Below are 18783 nucleotides of genomic sequence, written 5' to 3' on the forward strand. Positions count from 1 at the left end.
GGGCCGGACCGGAACCCGCGCAAGGGATGTAGTGTAGGTAAGAGGTTATTCGAAGGAACAGAGAAGCGGACATGCATCGCTGATGCTGTTGCACCGAACCGAGGCCCTAAAACTTGGACATCGTGCGCGCGCAACAGGGCGTTGCCTCCGGCGACGCAGCTGCGGGATAAAATCCTTTGGCCCCATGATTCAAAGGGCGAGGACCCTCATCGCAGGTGCGAGCGAAAACCCTGTTCGAACCATTGCGGCAACTTTGGCCAGTCGATGGCGAGGCGACCAAAACAAAATTGTGAGGTCGACAGACTGGACGCGTAGGCGCAATCGCCCATTTTTACGCACAACCGCGCAACACCCGGACGACACTCATGGCCCACATTACCCGTCGCACTGCACTTGCCACGCTTTTGGGCAGTGCCGTCTTTCCGTCGGTCACAATCGCCCAGACCACGCACCAACCGTTCTCGTTTGAGTGGCTCAAGGCGCGCATGCAGGCACGTGCAAGCCAGCCCGACGTGCCGCCCCAGCCGCTTGATACCTTTTTGCAGAACCTGTCCTATGACGACTATCGCAACATCTATTTCCGCCCCGAAGCTGCGCGTTGGTCCGACACCTCGCTTCCATTTCACGTGTCGTCCTTTCATCCCGGCTGGCTGTTCAAGGAACCCGTTCAGATCTTTGAGGTCGAAAACGGCACATCGATCCCGCTCACCTTTTCCACGGATGACTTTGAATACCGCAACGATGTCGGCACGCGGATACCGGAACATGCGGTCCTGTCCGGCATTGCAGGGCTCAAGCTGACCTATCCGCTGAACGCCGCGGACAAGTTTGACGAGGTGGTCACGTTTCTGGGCGCCAGCTATTTCCGGGCGCTTGGACGCGGCAACGCCTATGGCCTGTCGGCCCGTGGGCTGGCGATCAACACATGGCTTGAGGGGCCCGAGGAATTCCCCCGCTTCTCCGCCTTCTGGCTGGAAAAGCCAAAGGCAACGGATACCGCGCTCACCGTCTACGCATCGCTCGACAGCGCGTCGGTAACGGGGGCCTACAAGTTCACCATCAGCCCCGGCGATGACACTACGATGGATGTCGAAGCAACGCTGTATTTCCGGGACAGTGTTCCGCAGCTGGGCCTGGGTCCGCTCACTTCGATGTTCTATTTCGCCGAACACTCGCAGCGCAAATTTGACGACTTCCGTCGGCAGGTCCATGACAGTGAAGCGTTGAAAATCATCCGCTCGGATGGCGATGTCCTGCTGCGTCCGCTCAACAACCCGCCGCGTGTGTCCAGTTCGTATTTCGCGGAACCCGACATGGCGCAATTCGGACTGATCCAGCGGGATCGCACGTACGAGGACTATCAGGACGCAGGGGCACGGTATCACGATCGGCCCTCGGTCATGATTGAGCCGCTCAACGACTGGGGGCCGGGCACGGTCCGTCTGGTCGAGATTCCGGCCGATCTGGAAATTGACGACAACATCGTGGCGTTCTGGGTGCCCGACGCGGCCCCGCAGGCGGGCGAAGAACGCACATTTGCCTACCGCATGCACTGGGGGGACTTGCCACCTGATGGCAATCTGGCCTGGGTGCAGGGCACGCTGGCCGGTGTTGGCGGTGCATCAGGCGTGCCGGTTGAAAATGCGTCCCTGCGCAAGTTCGTCATTGATTTTCAGGGCGGTCAACTGGGCGCGCTGCCCGAAGATGCGCCGGTTCAGCCTGTTGTCACCGCCTCTGCCGGCATGATCGAGGGGATGGTGCTGCACAAAGTAGCAGATGCCACCGTGCCGACATGGCGGTTGTTCATCGACATTGATGGCGGTGATACGGAGCTGATCGAGTTGACAGCACATGTCGCGGATGACAGCCAAAAACTGTCGGAAACCTGGCTGTTTCAATGGCTGCGAGATACGGGCGGCTGAGTGTGTCTGAACCGAGCGACGTGTGGCGGGTGATCATCAAAGACTGGCCGTTGCCATCCCTCACCATGGCACTTTACGAAGCCGTGTTATCATCTGGTTCTGTCCTACAGATGGCTCCAATAGGTGACGCCAAATGCGCCACGTTGTCCACGAAGAGGTGTCTGGCAAGTCCGACGCGCTACTATGAGTCGGAGGTCAGACCCTCTTCGTGATTGTCTGTTGTGACTTGGTGAGGGTCACTTCTGCGTTCCTGGTCAGTGACGCTTACTGGGTACCGACGGCGTCTGCGGCACCCTCGACCGCATTGCCAACGCTTTCTGCAGCGCCTTCAACTGCAGCGCCCGCACCTTCGATGGTGATATTCACGTCATCCTGGCCCGCTTCGCCGCCGGCGAACACAAAATATGCCAATATGGCGACGATGACGACGAGAGCCCCGGTCACGAACCCAAGACCTGCGCCGCCCCCGCTTGACGTGTTGGTTGTTGTTGTCGTGCTGTGTGTCGTCGGGTTGCTGTCAGTTTGGGTCATCGTGCCTTTCCTTCATTCTATGATGAGGAGGAAACACATCGTCGCAGCTTTGGTTCCGCTCAAAGACTGTGCACCGGACACGACTATCGGCAGATTTTGGTCAAAAGTGCAAAGGCCTGATGTCCTTTCAACGACCACACGGATCTCGTGCCGCTTTTGTTGATCTTTGAAGCTGAGCCGCTGCGATAACGAGAGAGACCCCGCCGCCTGCGACCATTGCGTTCTTTAAGGATGGATGAACGGGCTGCACGAGATGCAACTTGTGATGGGCATATGCCTGACATCGTATGGATCGTGGCTCACGCTGGCCGTCATCAGTCAGCCGGTCCAACGTCCCTGGGCCTGCGGCGTTGTGTTCGTTTGGGTCGGTTGTGCCCTCGTCAGGAGCACGGTAGACACGCGCTTTGTTCTGACCGCTGCTAAGGGATCTGGTTATGCGCTCCGTGTTCTATGGGCTTGTTTGTTTTCTCAGCCTGACGGCCTTGTCCGGCATGGCCATCGCTCAGAATGCCGACCCGTCGGCCGAAGCGCAGCAACTGATTGATCTCTTGGAAAATCCTGAGGCCCGGGACGCGCTTGTTGCAAGTCTGAAGGACGTGGCTTCTGCGTCTGACGCTGTGCAGGAAACCGAAGAACGTGTTTCCTTTGGCCGTCAGGTCGCGCGCGCAACATCAGAATTTGTCGAGGCGTCAGCACGCTCTTTCACAGCCGCATTTTCGGGGATCGCGTCGATCACGGCAACGCTCTCGGCGCTGGATGGCGATCAGTTCGCGACCCTGATGGATGCCCTCATTGCACTGGCCGTTGTCTTTGTCGCGACGACCGCAAGCTATGTCATTCTGCGGCATTTTGCCAAACGGCTGTACCGGCGTATGGGCACACGGGCCCACGACTGGGACTTTTTGCGGACGTTCGCCGTCTTGATCGCGACGACCTTTATCGATGCGGTTGTTGTCGTTCTGGCCTGGGGTCTTGGGTACCTGGCCGCGCTTTATTTGCATGGCGATCCCGGCACGATGGGTGTTCGGCAATCGCTCTATCTCAACGCATTTCTGCTGGTCGGGTTGGCCAAGGTGATTGTGCGGACGGTGTTGTCGCCCAGCACCCATGAACTCCGCTTCATCGCGATTTCGGACGCGGCGGCCAAGAGGATATCGCGTTGGGTGGGCAGCATTGCGACCGTCATTGGCTATGGTCAGTTGCTGATTGTGCCCATCGTCAACCAGCAGGCCTCCTTCAGCGCTGGGCGGGGCGTTTCGACCCTTCTGGCCTTCATCGCGATCGCGATGGCCCTGGTGCTGGTCCTGCGCAGCAGAACGGACGTTGCGGCGTGGCTGCTTGGCGAGCGGCCGGAAGACAAGCCCAGTGTGGTCCGCTTTGCATCCCGCAACTGGTATGCGCCCGTAGTCTTCTATCTGTTGGTGCTGGCCGTGATCGTGGCCGCCCGGCCTGATGGTCTGATCTGGCCTGTCCTGTTGACGACGGCGCAGGTGATTGCGGTTGTGACATTGGGCGTCGTGGTATCCGGCGGCCTGTCCCGCTTTGGGAGCCGCGGCATGCACCTGCCCGAACTGATGCGCAGCCGCATGCCATCGCTCGAAGGCCGGCTGAACAGTCTCATGGGACATATCCTCACCATTGCCCGGGTGGTCATTACCATTTGCGTGTTGGGCTTTGCCCTCGATTTCTCCGGCGTGCTCGACTTTCGGGGGATGGTCCAGGGTGAGACGGGGCGATGGGTTGTTGGCACGGCTGTCAGCGTCGCGTTGATCCTGCTCTTCGGCATGCTCATCTGGCTCGCGTTGCTGTCGTGGGTGGATTACAGGCTCAATCCCGATTACGGGACGATGCCCACATCGCGCGAGAAAACGTTGCTGACCCTGCTCCGCAATGCGGCCACCATCGTTCTGATGGTGATCATTCTGATGTTTGCTTTGGCCGAGATCGGGATCGACATTGCCCCGCTCATTGCGTCCGCGGGTGTCCTGGGCCTCGCCATCGGGTTCGGGGCGCAGAAACTGGTGCAGGACATCATCACCGGTGTGTTCATCCAGTTTGAAAATGCCATCAATGTTGGTGACGTCGTAACACTGGGCGGGACCACGGGCGTGGCGGAAAAGCTCACCATTCGGTCGATCACGCTTCGGGATGTCAACGGTACGGTGCATCTTATCCCGTTTTCGTCGGTCGATATGGTGTCGAACTACGTCAAGGATTTCTCCTACTACGTATGCGACCTGGGCATTGCGTATCGCGAAAACATCGATGACGGGCGTGACGCGATGCTTGCGGCGTTCGAACAGCTTCGTGAAACGGAACACGGTGCGTTCATCGACGGGGATCTGGAATGGTTTGGTGTGCAGGCGCTTGGCGACAGCGCGGTTGTCCTCCGTGCGCGTATCAAGTGCCATCCGGGCAAGCAGTGGGGTATCGGACGGGCCTATAACGAGCTGTGCAAGCGCGTGCTGGATGAGCGTGGCATCGAAATACCCTACCCGCATCAGACAATCTATTTCGGCGAGGACAAGGATGGTTCGGCGCCGGCGCTGCAACTGAAAAGGGGTCCGGCCACCTAGGATCGCGGGGCTCTTTGCGCCCCGCCTTTGCTGGCCGCTCTCAAATGCGCGATGTTTAACGCCGGGCGTCGGCGTGCGCCAAACATGGAACGCGTGCCGGAATGCATGCAGGAACGGTCAACGCGGCACAGCCTTCGACGCGGGCCCCGCAATGTGGACGTTGCCAATTCGGATACCCGGTGCGGTCGTGACCTTTGGTTGCGCGACCCCTACAGTAGAAACAGATGGCAACGAGGAGCCGGTAGCGTGGAACACGACACGGAAAACCTGATGGTCTGTCCGCAATGCGATGCGCTTTACCGCAAGAAGACGCCCGCGCCCGGCGAATTGGCGATGTGCCAGAGGTGTCACAAGGTCATCGCGACACCGCGCAAGCGGGCGGGCATGCAAATCATTTCACTGGCATTTGCCAGCCTAACACTGATCGTCGGCGCCGTTTTCTTTCCCTTCCTGCGGATTGACGCGGCGGGCCTGTCAAACTCGACATCCGTGCTGGACGTGGCGCTGTCGTTTGGCGGCGGGATGCTCGCGGTTCTGGTGGTGCTGACGGCGGCCTTTATCGTCTTTGTCCCGGCGCTCCGGATGATCCTGCTCTTGTACGTGCTTGTTCCGCTGGTCTTTGACAGACGGCCCTCACGCGGGGCCACCGGCGCGTTCCGCCTGGCCGAAGCGCTCAAGCCCTGGGCCATGGCGGAAATCTTTGCGCTTGGCGTTGCGGTGTCCCTGATCAAGGTCGGGGACCTTGCATTCGTGGCGTTCGGCCCCGCGTTCTGGATGTTCGCGATCCTCATCGTGCTTCTTCTTTTGCAACAACGCTACATGTGCAGTTGGTCGGTATGGCAAGCTCTGAACCCAAAGACATAGTCACCGCCCGCGCCGCGGGCCTTGTCGGATGCAGGCGATGTGCAAGCGCGTGGCCGGCGGGCACGGCCCGGTGCAACACATGCGGTAGCAAGATTGCGTCGCGCGACACGCTCAGCCTGCAAAAGGTCTGGGCGTGGTGGATCGCGGGCCTCATGTGCTATGTCCCTGCGAACGTGTATCCGATGCTGCGCACCCGGACACTTTTCACAACCGAAGAGGCGACGATTGTCGGCGGTGCGATTGATCTGATCCACTATGGTGCCATCGGCATCGCCTTGATCATCCTGATCGCGTCCGTGGCAATCCCGGTGGCCAAGTTCATTGCCATCGCCTATCTCGCCATTACAGTGAGGCGTGGGCGGCAACCAGAGGGGCATCGCAGGCAGGTGCTGTACGAAGTGATTGAATATATTGGGCGATGGTCCATGATCGACGTCTTCGTCGTGGCCATCCTCGCGGCGCTTGTACAGTTGGGGGATGCGGCCAGCATCTCGGCCGGATTTGCCAGCCTTGCCTTCGCGCTGTCCGTGATTTTCACGATGTTTTCGGCGCAGGCATTCGACAGCAGGCTGATCTGGGACCAGACCGCAGGACCCGAAGGCACCGCGCATGCCCGCTGACATCCCCGAAATCGAAGTGGCCCCGGCGCGCCGGTCCTTTTGGCAACGCGCGTCCGTTATCTGGCTTGTCCCGATCATTGCGCTGTGCGTGGCGCTTGGCGTCGCGTGGCAGACCTATTCAAGCCAGGGCCCGCTTCTGATCCTGACCTTTGACGAAGCGCTTGGCGTCAAGACGCGCGAGACCGAATTGCGGTATCGCGACGTTGTCGTGGGGCGTGTGGAAGGCGTCGAATTCACGCCGGATCTTGGCCGGGTGCAGGTGTCGGTCCGCGTGGACAAGGACATTGCGCCGTTCATTGACGGCGATGCTGCGTTCTGGGTCGTGCGGCCCGAGGTTTCGGCGCGCGGCGTCACCGGCTTGGAGACGGTCCTGTCGGGTGTGTTCATCGAAGGCGTCTGGGACACCGACGGCAACGGCTTTGTGGCTGCGCATGAGGGGTTGGAGGCCGCGCCGCTTTTGCGCCCCGAACAGCGCGGTACGATCCTGACGCTGCGGGCGCAATCGGGCACGGCGCTGACCGAAGGGACGGCGATCACCTACAAGGGGATCGAAGTGGGCCGCATCGGTGTGCCGCGCATCACGCCGGGGCAGGCGCAGGCCCAGGCACCGGCGGTGATCTTTTCGCCCTACGACCGGCTGATTTCGTCCACGACACGGTTTTGGGATACGTCCGGGTTCAGCTTTTCGCTTGGGGCCGGGGGAGCGAACCTGGACTTTACATCGCTGGCCTCGCTTGTCGCGGGGGGCGTGGCCTTTGATACTGTCGTGTCGGGCGGCGTTCCGCTGCGCGGCAGGCCCGCGTTCGATGTCTTTGCCTCAGAGGCTGTCGCCCGCGACGCCGTGTTCGAGGACCAGCAGGGCAACGTCATCAACCTGTCAATTGTCTTTGATGAAAACGCCACGGGCCTCGCGCTTGGGGCGCCAGTTCAGTTCAACGGGATCGTCGTCGGCGAAGTCACCAGCGTGTCCGGCATTGTCGACCCGTTGCGGTTTCGGGACCAAAGGGTGCGCCTGCAGGTTATCGTTGAGGTTGCCGCAGCGCCCCTGGGGCTTGATGATGCCGCGTCCGAGGATGACGTCCTCGATTTCTTTGCCCGTCAGGTTGAAACGGGCCTGCGCGCCCGTCTCGCCACGGCGTCCATCCTGACCGGTGGGCTGCGCGTCGAACTCATCACGATGGAAGACGCGCCCATCGCGTCGCTCGACCGGGCGGCGGATCCGTTTCCGGCGGTGCCCACGACCCAAAGCCAGATCGCCGACGCCGGGGCCACGGCGCAAGGGGTTCTCGAACGCATAAACGGGCTGCCGGTCGAAGAATTGATGGGTTCGGCAATCGCCTTCCTGAATGCATCGACGGTTCTGGTAAGCGACGGCGACCTCGCGCAGATCCCCGCCGACCTGCGTGACATCCTGGCGGATGTGGAAGAGATTTCCGGTGCGGAGGACCTGCAAAATGCACCGCAACGCCTGACCGAAATTCTGGCCAGCCTGCAACAGGCGAGCGATGATGTCGCCGAGGTTGTTGCACGGGTCGAAACGGCCCGCGCCATCGAACGTGTTCTCGAAGCGGTGGACGCCGCCAGCGGTGCGGCCGATGCCGTGACCGATGGCGTGGCCGGCGTGCCGGACCTGATCACCAGCCTGACCGAGACGGCGCAGACCGCGCAAAACCTGCCCCTTGACGACCTGATCGAACGCCTGTCGCAGGTGGTGGCGACCGCAGATGACGTGTTGCAGGACCCCGAAACACGCAACCTCCCGGCAAGCCTGAATGCCGCGCTGTCCGAGTTGCGCGGTGTCATCGCAGAGTTGCGCGACGGCGGGGCCGTCACGAACCTGAACCAGACGCTGGCATCCGCGCAGGACGCTGCCGCAGCCGTTGCGCAATCCACGCAGTCCCTGCCGGACCTCGTGAACCGGTTGAATGCGCTGGTGCGCACGGTGGAAGAGACGTTCGAGGGCTATGACGACAATTCCGAATTTGCACGCTCCGCGCGACAGGCTCTCGTGGAAGTCGCCCGCGCGGCAAAAGCGGTGGAAAGCCTGTCACGCACCATTGAACGGCAACCCAACTCGTTGCTCCTGGGGAGATAAAGATGAAACTGTTCCTTGCCGTCGCGACCGCGATTGTGCTGTCGGCGTGCACCTCCGAGCCGCCCTTGCGGTTCAACGCTGCGCCCGAAGCGACGTCCGAGCGGGTGCGCATTGCTTATCAAACGGTATCGGTCCGCGAAGTGGAGCTGCCCATTTACGCCGCCACGGAAGAAATCTCGCGCCAATCGGCAGATGGCAGTGTCAGCTCGGACACAGCAAACCTTTGGGCGGATGATCCGGCGCGCGCCATCACCCTGGACCTCGCGCGCACGCTCAGGGACATCAGCGGTGCCCGCGTCGCGCCCGATCCCTGGCCGTTTCAAACGCGCCCCGAAGTGGTCGTTGACGTCCGGTTCGAAGAACTCGTGCCGTCCGCAAATGGTCAATACCGCGCGACGGGCTTGTACTTTGTGGCACCGGACGACGAAGGGCGCGCCGAGCACGCGCACGCTTTCGATCTGTCCGTGACGTTTGACCCGGAGGCCGGCTTTGAGTCCGTAGCTGCATCGCGGACCAAACTGGTCACCATGTTGGCGCTGGATATCGCGCGCACCGCGTTGCGATAGAGGCCATTCGGGCTTCAAACGCGGGTATCCTCAAGCCACGGTGCAACCCCGGTTGGTAGGGCGGGCGCGCACATGCGCCGTGATTTAGAACGCGCATCGACGGTCAGCCATTTCCGCCAGACGAGGCACTTCATTTCCCAGGGCGACTGGCACGATGATTTGCCGCCCAATCCGGCTGCGGCTACGAAGCGAAGCCGTGCAACCGTAAACGCGCAGTCCGGGTCGTCCTGGCGGCACCCTCGGCCAATCGTCGATAGACTGCACTGGGTCGCGGCCTGACGCGCAAGTCCTTTTCAGCTGTGGAACGGGCATCCACTCGCGTTTCCAGACTGTGCTCGCACCTGTCACGACCCGGTAGACAAGGATGATCATCAGACGGCCAACGGTGCCAATGCCAGAGTTCGCGCGGCTGGTGTTCCAACGTGCGTTTTGATTTGCCGCGGGTCATGGCGCCGCAGAGCGCAGCCGGTCCATGTCGTCCTGGGGCACGCCGGCCTCTTCTGCCCGCGCGATGGTCTGGGTTGCCATCGCCCGCGCCGCATTGGCGAGGCCCTCGTTCTCGGCGGCTGAGAGCGCTGTCAGGCTTTCCAGCAAGTGCCGCGACACCAGGAAGCTTCCGGCGCTGTCGCGCGAAATCTGGCCAAAAGACGCCTCGACCAAATCAGAAGGCCCGGGAAACCTTGCGACCACGCTCTTGACGACGGGGGCGTCGGTCTGAACCGGTTCGGACACATATTGCCACAACAGCGTCTTGAGCCGCGTGATCGCCTCGATCGCGGTGCCGGGGTCATTGATGCCGGGTGAAAGCGCCTTCAACCCGATCTCTGAAATGATGACCAGGCCGAATTCGGCGTCTTGCTCATGCGTTCTGAAATCGCCAAACGTAAACGCTTTCAAAAGGGCCGCGCAGAGTGTTTCGTCAACCGTGCCGGACACTTGGCCAATGACCTCGCCAGTCAGGACATGCTGACCCGGGCTTGCCTCGAGATAGAGCGTGCTCTGGTCGGGAAGGCAATTGTCCAGCATCGCCATATCGATCAGTTGCAGATAACCGGACTTGCCCGCGCGCAGCGGCGTGGTCACCGGTGGCATAATCGTGTCGTCGGTCATTTTCGACGCACCGAGGCCCGGTTGGCGCGCCAATGCAAGCAACGACGCTTCAGACCGGACCTGCGCCGTTTGCAAGCTCTCCTCGATGCTTCCGAGTGTTGTCAGGTGATTGATCCATCTCAGCAGCGACAAAATCACGGCCACAACAACGAGCGTTGTAATCGCCATCACGACAAGTGCTGCTTCGTCCGGATAGAACCCGAGCCGGTACAGGACGAGTGAGCCCAGAGAGTACACAAATGCACCGATGAACACGGACAAAACCGATTGGGTGGTAGTGTCCTCGAGTAGAATGCGGTGCACGCGCGGGGTGGCGGTGTTTGCCGCGGCCCGGTGCGCCGAAACCATGATACTAAGCGAGAATGTCGACACGGCGAGCATCGAACTCGCGAGGATGGTGAGCACCGGCGTTACCGATCCAAAGTCGATACCCGCACTGACGCCGTCGCCCAGAAGCCTGTTCACAAAAGGGCTCGCGAGCGTCGCGACAACCGACAGGACGGCATACAAAAACACCCGCAGCCCCATGCTGCGGTAGTAGCGCAGAAAAACGATTTTCAGCCAGTCCAGTCGGTTCACACCCGCCCCGTCACATTGACAACCTCTCGGATGTGTATCGCGGGGGACGCCGAGCATCCACTGCAAAGCGGATCACCATGCCTAGCGCGGAACAGGGTCGATTTGCGCATGGGGCGGATGACCGGGGCTTCATGACCCGCTGGTCTGCAATACCCCGGTACAGTCCCCGCCGGGAAGAGCACAGCCGTTGCCCTGAACGCATTCAGACCTGCGCGGAATATGCTGTGCGGAAGATGTGGACCGGAGGATGCAGACCTTTGAGCGATCAACCCGCGTGGCCTGAGCCGCCGCCACGAGGTCAAGGTGGGTCCAGCCAGTCCGCCCACGCAAGTCCCCTTGGCCTGTCCGCCGGAAACGTCACGCTTGCGCAGTATTTCAGCGCATGGGGGAGAAATTCTCTGCGTAAAACCTGTGCCAGTTGTCACCCATGATGCCTGCAACTTCGCTGTCGCTCAGACCGGTGGCGCGCAGGCCTGCTTCGATGTTGCCAAAGTCGCGATTGTCCTGGAACCATGTGGGCATGGGCGGGAAACCGGGAGCGGCGGCCGAGCCTTCGCCATAGTCGATCTCCTTGCTCCAACGGCCGACGCGCATCCATTCGACCACGCTGTCGGGCTGATCCTGGCACAGGTCCGTGCCGATGCCGAGATGCTCCGGGCCATAGGTTTCAGCGGTGCGGGCGATCATCTCGCAAAAGCTGTCGAGCGTGCAGTCGGATTTGTCCTTCAGATGATGCGGATAAACCGAAAAGCCCAACATCCCGCCGTTTTCCGTGACTGCCCGGATCACATCGTGCTTCTTGTTGCGCAGGGCCGGGGCCCAATCGAACGGATTTGCGTGCGTGATCGCGATGGGACGTTCCGAAATCTCGGCCGCTTCAATGGTTGAGCGGTCGGCGGAATGGCTCATGTCCACGACAAGGCCGACACGGTTCATTTCCTTGATCACCTGGCGACCCATGCGCGTAATGCCGGTGTCGTCGGCCTCGTAACATCCCGTCGCGAGCAAGGATTGATTGTTGTAGGTCAGTTGCATGAAGCGCGCGCCAAGGCTGTGGACGATTTCCACCAACCCGATGTCGTCTTCGATGGGGCTGGGGTTCTGAAACCCGAAGAAGATCGCGGTTTTGCCTTCGGCTTTGGCGCGGTCCACGTCGTGCGCGGTGAGCCCTTTCATGATCAGATCAGGATAGAGTTCGAACCACCGGTTCCACTGTTCAAAGTTCAGCACCGTTTCGCGGAAGTTTTCATGATAGGCGATGGTCACGTGGACGGCGTCCACATTCCCCTCGCGCATCTGGCGAAAGATCTTTTCGGACCAGTTCGCATATTGAAGATTGTCGATCAGCATGGCGTACCCGATGCGATGTATGCGGTTTTGACGATGGTGTAGAATTCGGCCGCTGTGCGCCCCTGTTCCCGTGGACCATAAGAGCTGTCGCCGCGTCCGCCGAAGGGGACGTGGTAATCTGTTCCGGCGGTTGGCAGATTGACCATCACGCACCCGGATTTCGCGTTGCGGCGGAAATGCGTGGCGCGGGCCAGATTGGTTGTCACAATCCCCGCGGTCAGACCAAAATTCGTATCGTTCACAACGTGCAACGCTTCCTCATATCCGGCTACGGGGATCACGCAGGCGAGCGGTGCGAACATCTCTTCGCGATTGATCCGCATATCGTTATGCGTGCCGACGAAGACGCCGGGGGACATGAAATACCCTTCCGTTGCCAGGTCCAGACGCTGCCCGCCACAGAGCAACTCCGCCCCTTCGGAGGCTGCAAGTTCGACATACGCGAGGTTCTCTTGCAGCTGTTGCTCGGACACGACCGGTCCCATCTGCGTATCGGGATCGAGGGCGTGCCCCACCTTCATCGCCTTTGCGGCGATGACCAGTTTGTCGACAAACGCGTCATGTACGGATTGGTGCACGACCAGACGCGAGGACGCCGTGCATTTTTGTCCCGTACCGCCAAACGCGCCGCCCAAGGCCAATGAGACGGCCAAATCTATATCCGCATCGTCCATCACGGCGAGCGCGTTTTTCGATCCCATTTCCATCTGCACGCGGGTCAGGTTCGGAATGGCGCTGGCGGCAACGCCTTTGCCCACGGGAACGGATCCCGTGAAACTGATGGCATCGACCTTTGGGCTTTCGACCAGTTTCTGGCCAATCGTGCTGCCCGCGCCCATGATCAGCGACACAAGCCCCTTGGGGATGTCCTGGCGCGCGATGATCTCAACCAGGGCCACCGCGGATGCAGGGGTCACGTTCGCAGGCTTCCAGACCACGGCGTTGCCGTAACAAAGCGCCGGGGCAATCTTCCAGGACGCAGTTGCCGTCGGGAAATTCCAGGGCGAGATCACGGCGACAACCCCAACCGGTTCCCGGCGCACGTCAATCTCGATCCCGTCGCGCACGCTGTCTGCGGTATCACCCATCTGCCGCAGGGTTTCCGCCGCATAGTAGGTAAAGAACTGACCCGCCCGGTACACCTCGCCCTTGCCTTCGGCCAGCGGTTTGCCTTCTTCCCGTGAGAGGAGCGTCCCAAGCTCTTCTGCGCGGTGCATCATTTCGGTGCCGATCGCCATCAGCACATTGTATTTCCGTTCGATCCCGTAAGCGGCCCATTCCGCCTGCGCGCGGCGCGCCTGATCAAGCGTTGCGTCCAGTTGATCCGGTGATGCCTGCGCAAACATTCCAATGAGGTCGCTCAGATCGGACGGATTGCGGTTTTCGATTTCGGATGCGCCCGCGACCCATTCTCCGGCAATCAGGTTCAGCTTGGTTTCGGTCATTCCACATCCCTTTGTTCAGACAGCGCGATTGCGTGCCCGCATAGCATAGCGGATGACTGCGCTTCAGGCTTTCCGTATTTTCTGCACCTTTCTTCAGGAGCACTGAATTTTGTTGCTTGGGAGCAAGCTGTCATCCCGGCGCATTTCCGCGATCAGTTCCAGAAATGCGCAGGCGGCGGGCATCAGGGCCTTGGGCGGACGGGACATCAGAAAGACCGTGCGCCGCGCGGTCACATCGGCCAAGGGCAGAAACGCAAAGTCATTGCGCAGATTGGCCACGGCCAGATGCGGCAGCACGGTGATCCCGACGCCCTGTCGGACCAGACCAAGCAAGGAGGCCGTGTTCGGAACCATCAGGCGCGACCGCGCCAGGATCGGGGCAAAGTCGGGGTCCTTGATCTGTTGGCACAAACCATTTGCGATGATTGTCTGACCTTCCAATGCCTGCCAGGTGAGCGGACTGTCCGATGTGGCAAGCGGGTGGTCCTTGCGACACACCAGCCCGAACGCGTCACTGAATAGTTCCGTGCGGTTCAGTCCGGGCATCGACGTGAACGATCCGATGCCGATGTCAGCCTTGTCATGATCCAACGCATGCGCAATGGCAGCCGAATCCATGTCGCGCAGGTCGATCTGAACCTTCGGGTGCTGTTGGGTGAACCGAAAAATAACAGCGGGCAGCACGGTCGTCGCGACCGATGGCGTCACGGCCAACCGCAGAACGCCAAGTTCGGACCGGGCCAACCCTTCGATCACGGAAACCGTGTTTTCGAAATGCGCAACCTCGCGCTCGGCCTGCGCGAGGATGAGTTCGCCAATGGGGGTCAGACGGGATTTCCGTGCCGTCTCGAACAACGCCGATCCGATATGATCCTCGAACTGCTTCAGCATCATCGAGATAGCAGACGGTGTGCGCCCCAGCGTCTCTGCCGCCTCGGCCAGGCTGCCATGCGTGGCAACGGTCGCAAAACACCGCAGCATCTCGATTTTTATGGCCAATTTCAGAAACCCTGAATCACGCTTTGCAAAATCAAGTTTGCCTCGAATTACATCTCATGACCATATGGCGATCATGGCATCCGACCACGGCATTCGTGGCTTGGACAAATGCAGGGAGCATCCATGATTGAACGCATCGACACTGGCACACGGTCTTCGAAGATCGTGAAACACAATGGCGTGGCCTACCTGACTGGGCAGGTCGCCGAAGGTCCCACGATTCAGGATCAGGTGCGCGGATGCCTCGCCAAGATCGACGCCCTGTTGGAGCAGGCCGGGTCGTCCCGTGAAAACATGCTGCGTGTCACGATATGGTTGGCGGATATGGATGATTTTGCCGGGTTGAACGAGGTCTGGAATGATTGGGTTCCGGAGGGTCACGCACCGGCACGCGCCTGTGGGGAGGCAAAACTTGCGCGACCTGAACTCAAGGTCGAATTCATTGTGGATGCCGCTTACGCGGACTGAGGCGCCGCTTCGCCGAACTTTGCGGCGACGCAGGACCACGTTGCGCATCATGGTGCCGGGCTGGTGTGCTGCGCTTGTGATCTTGTGGTTTTCGCGCGTGACCATCTACAGTTTGCAAACGCGGTGGGTGCCGAATGCGTGGGCCGGTCTCTTCACGGTGCCTGCGGCGTTGGCCAGTGGCAGGCCTGCCAGTCGGCACAGAAACGCGGGCGGGTCACGTCGCGATCAGATAAGGGGTTCCGATGGATCAGACAGAAATTGACGCCCTGCGTGCCCGGCCGGTTGGCCCGTTTGATCATCTGATTGATGGCCGGCATGTTACTGCGTCGGATGGTGGGCGGATGGATATCCTGTCGCCGATTGACGGGACCGTTCTGACCACCACTGCGGCGGGCACGGCTGCGGATATGGAGGCGGCGATTGCCTCTGCCCGTGCCGCATTCGAGGATGGGCGGTGGGCTGGGCAACCGCCCGCTGCGCGCAAGAAGGTGCTGATGAAATGGGCCGACCTGATTGACGCAAACGCACTGGAATTGGCTGTACTCGGCGTGCGGGACAACGGTACCGAAATCAGTATGGCGCTCAAGGCCGAACCGGGGTCCGCGGCGGCGACGATCCGGTATTACGCGGAAGCGCTCGACAAGCTCTATGGCGAAATCGCAGCGACCCCGCGTGATGTCCTCGGGATGATCCACAAGGAGCCTGTGGGCGTCGTTGGCGCGATTATCCCGTGGAATTTCCCGATGATGATCGGCGCATGGAAGCTGGGGCCCGCCCTCGCCATGGGCAATTCGGTCGTTCTGAAACCGTCCGAAACGGCGTCGCTGTCGCTCATGCGGATGGCGGAACTGGCGCTGGAGGCGGGGCTGCCGCCGGGGGTGTTGAACGCGGTCACAGGGGCGGGGGCCGTCGTGGGTGAGGCCATGGGCCTGTCCATGGACGTGGATGTTCTGGTCTTTACAGGCTCCGGTGCCACGGGCCGACGTCTCATGGAATATGCCGCCCGGTCCAACATGAAACGGGTCTATCTGGAGCTGGGCGGCAAATCGCCCAATATCGTTTTTGCCGATGCGCCCAATCTGGACGAGGCGGCGAAGGTCGCGGCGAGCGGTATTTTTCGCAATGCGGGGCAGGTCTGTGTCGCGGGGTCACGCCTTTTGGTCGAAGCATCCATTCACGACGAATTCGTATCCGCGGTCGCCAAGGCGACAGAGGCGATGCGGGTGGGTGATCCACTGCGCATGGACACATTTATCGGAGCCGTAAACTCCGAAGCGCAGCTGAACGCCAATCTCGGCTTTGTCGAAACCGCCGCGTCCGAAGGCGGACAGGTCATCACAGGCGGCGGTCGCATCCTCGAAGATACGGGCGGCTATTACATGGCGCCGACAATCGTGACCAGTGTGACCCGCGATGCGACCCTGTCGCAAAAAGAGGTGTTTGGCCCGGTGCTGGGCGTCACGCCGTTCGACACCGAGGAAGAGGCGATTTCGCTGGCCAACTCGACCGTCTACGGCCTTGCCGGGGCCGCGTGGACGGCGAACCTTGGCCGTGCGCACAGGATGGTGCGGGCGGTGCGCACGGGCGTCATGCATATCAACACCTATGGCGGCGCGGACGGCACGGTGCCCTTGGGCGGTGTCGGCCAATCCGGAAATGGCTCCGACAAGTCTCTGCACGCCATAGAGAAATATGTGAACCTCAAGACCGCGTGGATCAAATTATGAATGCCAGCAAAACCATTCTGGTCGTCGGGACCTATGACACCAAAGATGAAGAGCTGGGATTTCTGGCGGGCGTGATACGGGATCAGGGCGGCGATGTGCTGACGATGGATGTGTCCGTGCTGGGCGATCCGTCCGCGCCCACGGATTATTCGAAACACGACGTGGCAGGCGAAGGCGGCAGCAGCATTCAGGCGGCCATCGACAGCGGGGATGAGAACCATGCCATGCAGATCATGGCCAGGGGCGCGAGCCTGCTGGCTGCGCGCCTCTATGCCGAGGGAAAGTGCGACGCTCTGATCGTGTTGGGTGGCACGATGGGGACTGACCTCGCGCTTGATGTGGCGTCCGCATTGCCGTTGGGCGTGCCGAAATACATCGTATCCACGGTGTCATTCTCGCCCCTGATCCCGGCAGAGCGATTGGCGGCGGATACGCAGATGATCCTGTGGGCCGGTGGGCTTTATGGGTTGAACTCTGTCTGCAAGGCGTCGCTGTCGCAAGCGGCAGGGGCCGTTCTGGGCGCGGCGCGTGCGGTTCAGAAGCCCGATCCCGACAAGCCGTTGATTGGCATGACATCGCTCGGCACCTCTGCGCTGAAATACGTGATCCCGCTCAAGCCCGCATTGGAAGCGCGTGGGTTCGAGGTGGCCGTGTTCCACGCCACCGGCATGGGCGGGCGCGCGTTTGAAAGCCTTGCGGGGCAGGGCGCGTTTGCCTGTGTCTTTGACTTTTGCACGCAGGAGCTGGGCAATCACGTGAACGGTTCGAACATCTCGGCCGGGGCGGACCGTCTGACGCATGCAGGCGCAACGGGCACGCCGCAAATTGTGGCGCCGGGCTGCTATGACCTTGTGGATGTCGTGGGCTGGCAGCCGATTGATGGCAGATGGGACAGGCATATGAAGCACGCGCACAACCGCCTGCTCACCTCCATCGTTCTCGAGGCTGCGGAGACGCAATTGGTCGCCCGGGCGCATTGCACGCAGCTGGCCAAGGCCACGGGACCAACCGCGTTGATCCTGCCCGAACACGGATTGGGCGAGTGGGACCGGGAGGGGGCGGACCTGCACAACCCGGACGGCCTTGCCGCGTTCCTCGCAGAGGTCGAGGCCAATGTGCCGGACAATGTGACGACCCACCGCATCCCGTGCCACATCAACGATGCGGCTTTTTCGGACAAGGCGCTGGAAATTTTTGACGGCTGGCGCGCAGACGGCACAATTGTTGCCTAACCCTGCGCGCCCGGGTCCAGACGGGTCAGCAAATCAAGCAGCGTTTCGTAATCCTCCGCGCCCAGCGTCTCCTTGAAGCCAGCGACAATTTTGGCCGCCTCGGGCGAGTGGTCATCAATGATCCGCTGCCCGCTGGCTGTAATCTCGATGAATTGCCGCCTGCGGTCCTTGTCATCGCGGGTCTGCGTCACAAGGCCCTTGTCCCGCAACGTCGCTGCAATGCGGGTGAGGCTCGGAAAGAGCAGGCTGGAGCGGTCGGCCAGTGTCTTGGTATCCATCCGGCCAAATTCGGCCAGCACCCGCAGGACGCGCCATTGCTGTTCGGTGATGCCGGTTTCGGACAGCATGTCCCGGATGGGTGACATCACACCCTCGCGGGCCCGGATCAGCGCGATGGGAAGGGAGCGGTTCGTCGTGGGGAGTGATCTGGCCATGAAACCTCAGATGCCCGGATGAAGAGCAGTTGACAATCACTCTACCGGTTAATTAACTTAGCAACAATTAACATGTTAAGGGATTGGGGTTGTCGAATGGATGGCTTCCGTGGTCTCGGAAGACGGGGGGGCAAAGGTTGCGATGACGGTCCATGCGACACGCGACGGGCAGTGCTTGCAGATCAGGCGCAGGTCCTGTTGCCCACAACACCGGCGCAGTTCATTCTGATGCGATCAGACCATACCATTTCCAACACGTCCGCGA

The 18783-nt window shown here is 61.0% G+C and carries 15 protein-coding genes; 9 read left to right on the plus strand and 6 right to left on the minus strand.

Features of this window, described 5'->3' with window-relative positions; genetic code table 11:
- Positions 1 to 365: 365 nt before the first annotated feature.
- Complete coding sequence (locus ACERHN_RS13220; RefSeq protein ID WP_415919485.1) at positions 366 to 1922, plus strand: glucan biosynthesis protein; 1557 nt, start codon at positions 366 to 368, stop codon at positions 1920 to 1922.
- Between the two features lie 264 nt (positions 1923 to 2186).
- On the opposite strand, the gene ACERHN_RS13225 is transcribed toward ACERHN_RS13220, so the two are convergent.
- The gene (locus ACERHN_RS13225) at positions 2187 to 2453 is read right to left on the minus strand and encodes a hypothetical protein (protein WP_415919486.1); all 267 of its coding nucleotides are present in this window, start codon (positions 2451 to 2453) and stop codon (positions 2187 to 2189) included.
- A gap of 434 nt (positions 2454 to 2887) precedes the next feature.
- Here ACERHN_RS13225 and ACERHN_RS13230 point away from each other — a divergent pair, with 434 nt between their 5' ends.
- From ACERHN_RS13230 to ACERHN_RS13250, 5 genes are all read left to right on the plus strand, one after another.
- Positions 2888 to 5029 (plus strand): mechanosensitive ion channel domain-containing protein, encoded by a 2142-nt coding sequence (locus ACERHN_RS13230; protein WP_415919487.1) that lies wholly within the window; start codon positions 2888 to 2890, stop codon positions 5027 to 5029.
- Positions 5030 to 5275: 246 nt separating this feature from the next.
- Positions 5276 to 5893, plus strand: coding sequence for a paraquat-inducible protein A (locus ACERHN_RS13235; RefSeq protein ID WP_415919488.1), 618 nt, complete (start codon positions 5276 to 5278; stop codon positions 5891 to 5893).
- Positions 5866 to 6513 carry a paraquat-inducible protein A gene (locus ACERHN_RS13240; RefSeq protein ID WP_415919489.1) on the plus strand — a complete coding sequence of 216 codons (648 nt, stop codon included), beginning with the start codon at positions 5866 to 5868 and terminating at the stop codon, positions 6511 to 6513. The genes ACERHN_RS13235 and ACERHN_RS13240 overlap by 28 nt, the downstream gene beginning before the upstream one ends.
- Positions 6503 to 8608: an intermembrane transport protein PqiB gene (locus ACERHN_RS13245; RefSeq protein ID WP_415919490.1), complete on the plus strand. Its 2106-nt coding sequence runs from the start codon at positions 6503 to 6505 to the stop codon at positions 8606 to 8608. Before ACERHN_RS13240 ends, ACERHN_RS13245 begins: the two co-directional genes overlap by 11 nt.
- A 2-nt stretch (positions 8609 to 8610) precedes the next feature.
- A complete protein-coding gene (locus ACERHN_RS13250) occupies positions 8611 to 9174 on the plus strand; it encodes a membrane integrity-associated transporter subunit PqiC (RefSeq protein WP_415919491.1) in 564 nt (187 codons plus the stop codon).
- Positions 9175 to 9618: 444 nt separating this feature from the next.
- Here the strand turns inward: ACERHN_RS13250 and ACERHN_RS13255 are convergent, their stop codons facing one another.
- From ACERHN_RS13255 to ACERHN_RS13270, 4 genes are all read right to left on the minus strand, one after another.
- Positions 9619 to 10920 carry a DUF2254 domain-containing protein gene (locus ACERHN_RS13255; protein WP_415922741.1) on the minus strand — a complete coding sequence of 434 codons (1302 nt, stop codon included), beginning with the start codon at positions 10918 to 10920 and terminating at the stop codon, positions 9619 to 9621.
- 318 nt (positions 10921 to 11238) lie between these two features.
- Positions 11239 to 12213 carry a membrane dipeptidase gene (locus ACERHN_RS13260; protein ID WP_415919492.1) on the minus strand — a complete coding sequence of 325 codons (975 nt, stop codon included), beginning with the start codon at positions 12211 to 12213 and terminating at the stop codon, positions 11239 to 11241.
- The gene (locus ACERHN_RS13265; RefSeq protein WP_415919493.1) at positions 12207 to 13658 is read right to left on the minus strand and encodes an aldehyde dehydrogenase family protein; all 1452 of its coding nucleotides are present in this window, start codon (positions 13656 to 13658) and stop codon (positions 12207 to 12209) included. The genes ACERHN_RS13260 and ACERHN_RS13265 overlap by 7 nt, the downstream gene beginning before the upstream one ends.
- A gap of 93 nt (positions 13659 to 13751) precedes the next feature.
- Positions 13752 to 14657 (minus strand): LysR family transcriptional regulator, encoded by a 906-nt coding sequence (locus ACERHN_RS13270; RefSeq protein ID WP_415919494.1) that lies wholly within the window; start codon positions 14655 to 14657, stop codon positions 13752 to 13754.
- A gap of 123 nt (positions 14658 to 14780) precedes the next feature.
- Between ACERHN_RS13270 and ACERHN_RS13275 the strand changes: the two genes are divergently transcribed.
- The 3 genes from ACERHN_RS13275 (at position 14781) to ACERHN_RS13285 (ending at position 18084) form a co-directional block, all read left to right on the plus strand.
- Positions 14781 to 15125, plus strand: a complete 345-nt coding sequence (locus tag ACERHN_RS13275; protein WP_415919495.1) for a RidA family protein — start codon at positions 14781 to 14783, stop codon at positions 15123 to 15125.
- Between the two features lie 242 nt (positions 15126 to 15367).
- Complete coding sequence (locus tag ACERHN_RS13280) at positions 15368 to 16852, plus strand: aldehyde dehydrogenase family protein (RefSeq protein ID WP_415919496.1); 1485 nt, start codon at positions 15368 to 15370, stop codon at positions 16850 to 16852.
- On the plus strand, positions 16849 to 18084 hold the full coding sequence (locus ACERHN_RS13285) for a Tm-1-like ATP-binding domain-containing protein (RefSeq protein ID WP_415919497.1): 1236 nt from the start codon (positions 16849 to 16851) through the stop codon (positions 18082 to 18084). Before ACERHN_RS13280 ends, ACERHN_RS13285 begins: the two co-directional genes overlap by 4 nt.
- On the opposite strand, the gene hpaR is transcribed toward ACERHN_RS13285, so the two are convergent.
- Positions 18081 to 18518, minus strand: coding sequence for a homoprotocatechuate degradation operon regulator HpaR (gene hpaR, locus ACERHN_RS13290; RefSeq protein ID WP_415919498.1), 438 nt, complete (start codon positions 18516 to 18518; stop codon positions 18081 to 18083). The two genes, ACERHN_RS13285 and hpaR, sit on opposite strands and share 4 nt — an antisense overlap.
- Positions 18519 to 18783: the final 265 nt, after the last annotated feature.

This window comes from Tateyamaria rhodophyticola (genome assembly GCF_047777875.1).
Classification (GTDB): domain Bacteria; phylum Pseudomonadota; class Alphaproteobacteria; order Rhodobacterales; family Rhodobacteraceae; genus Tateyamaria.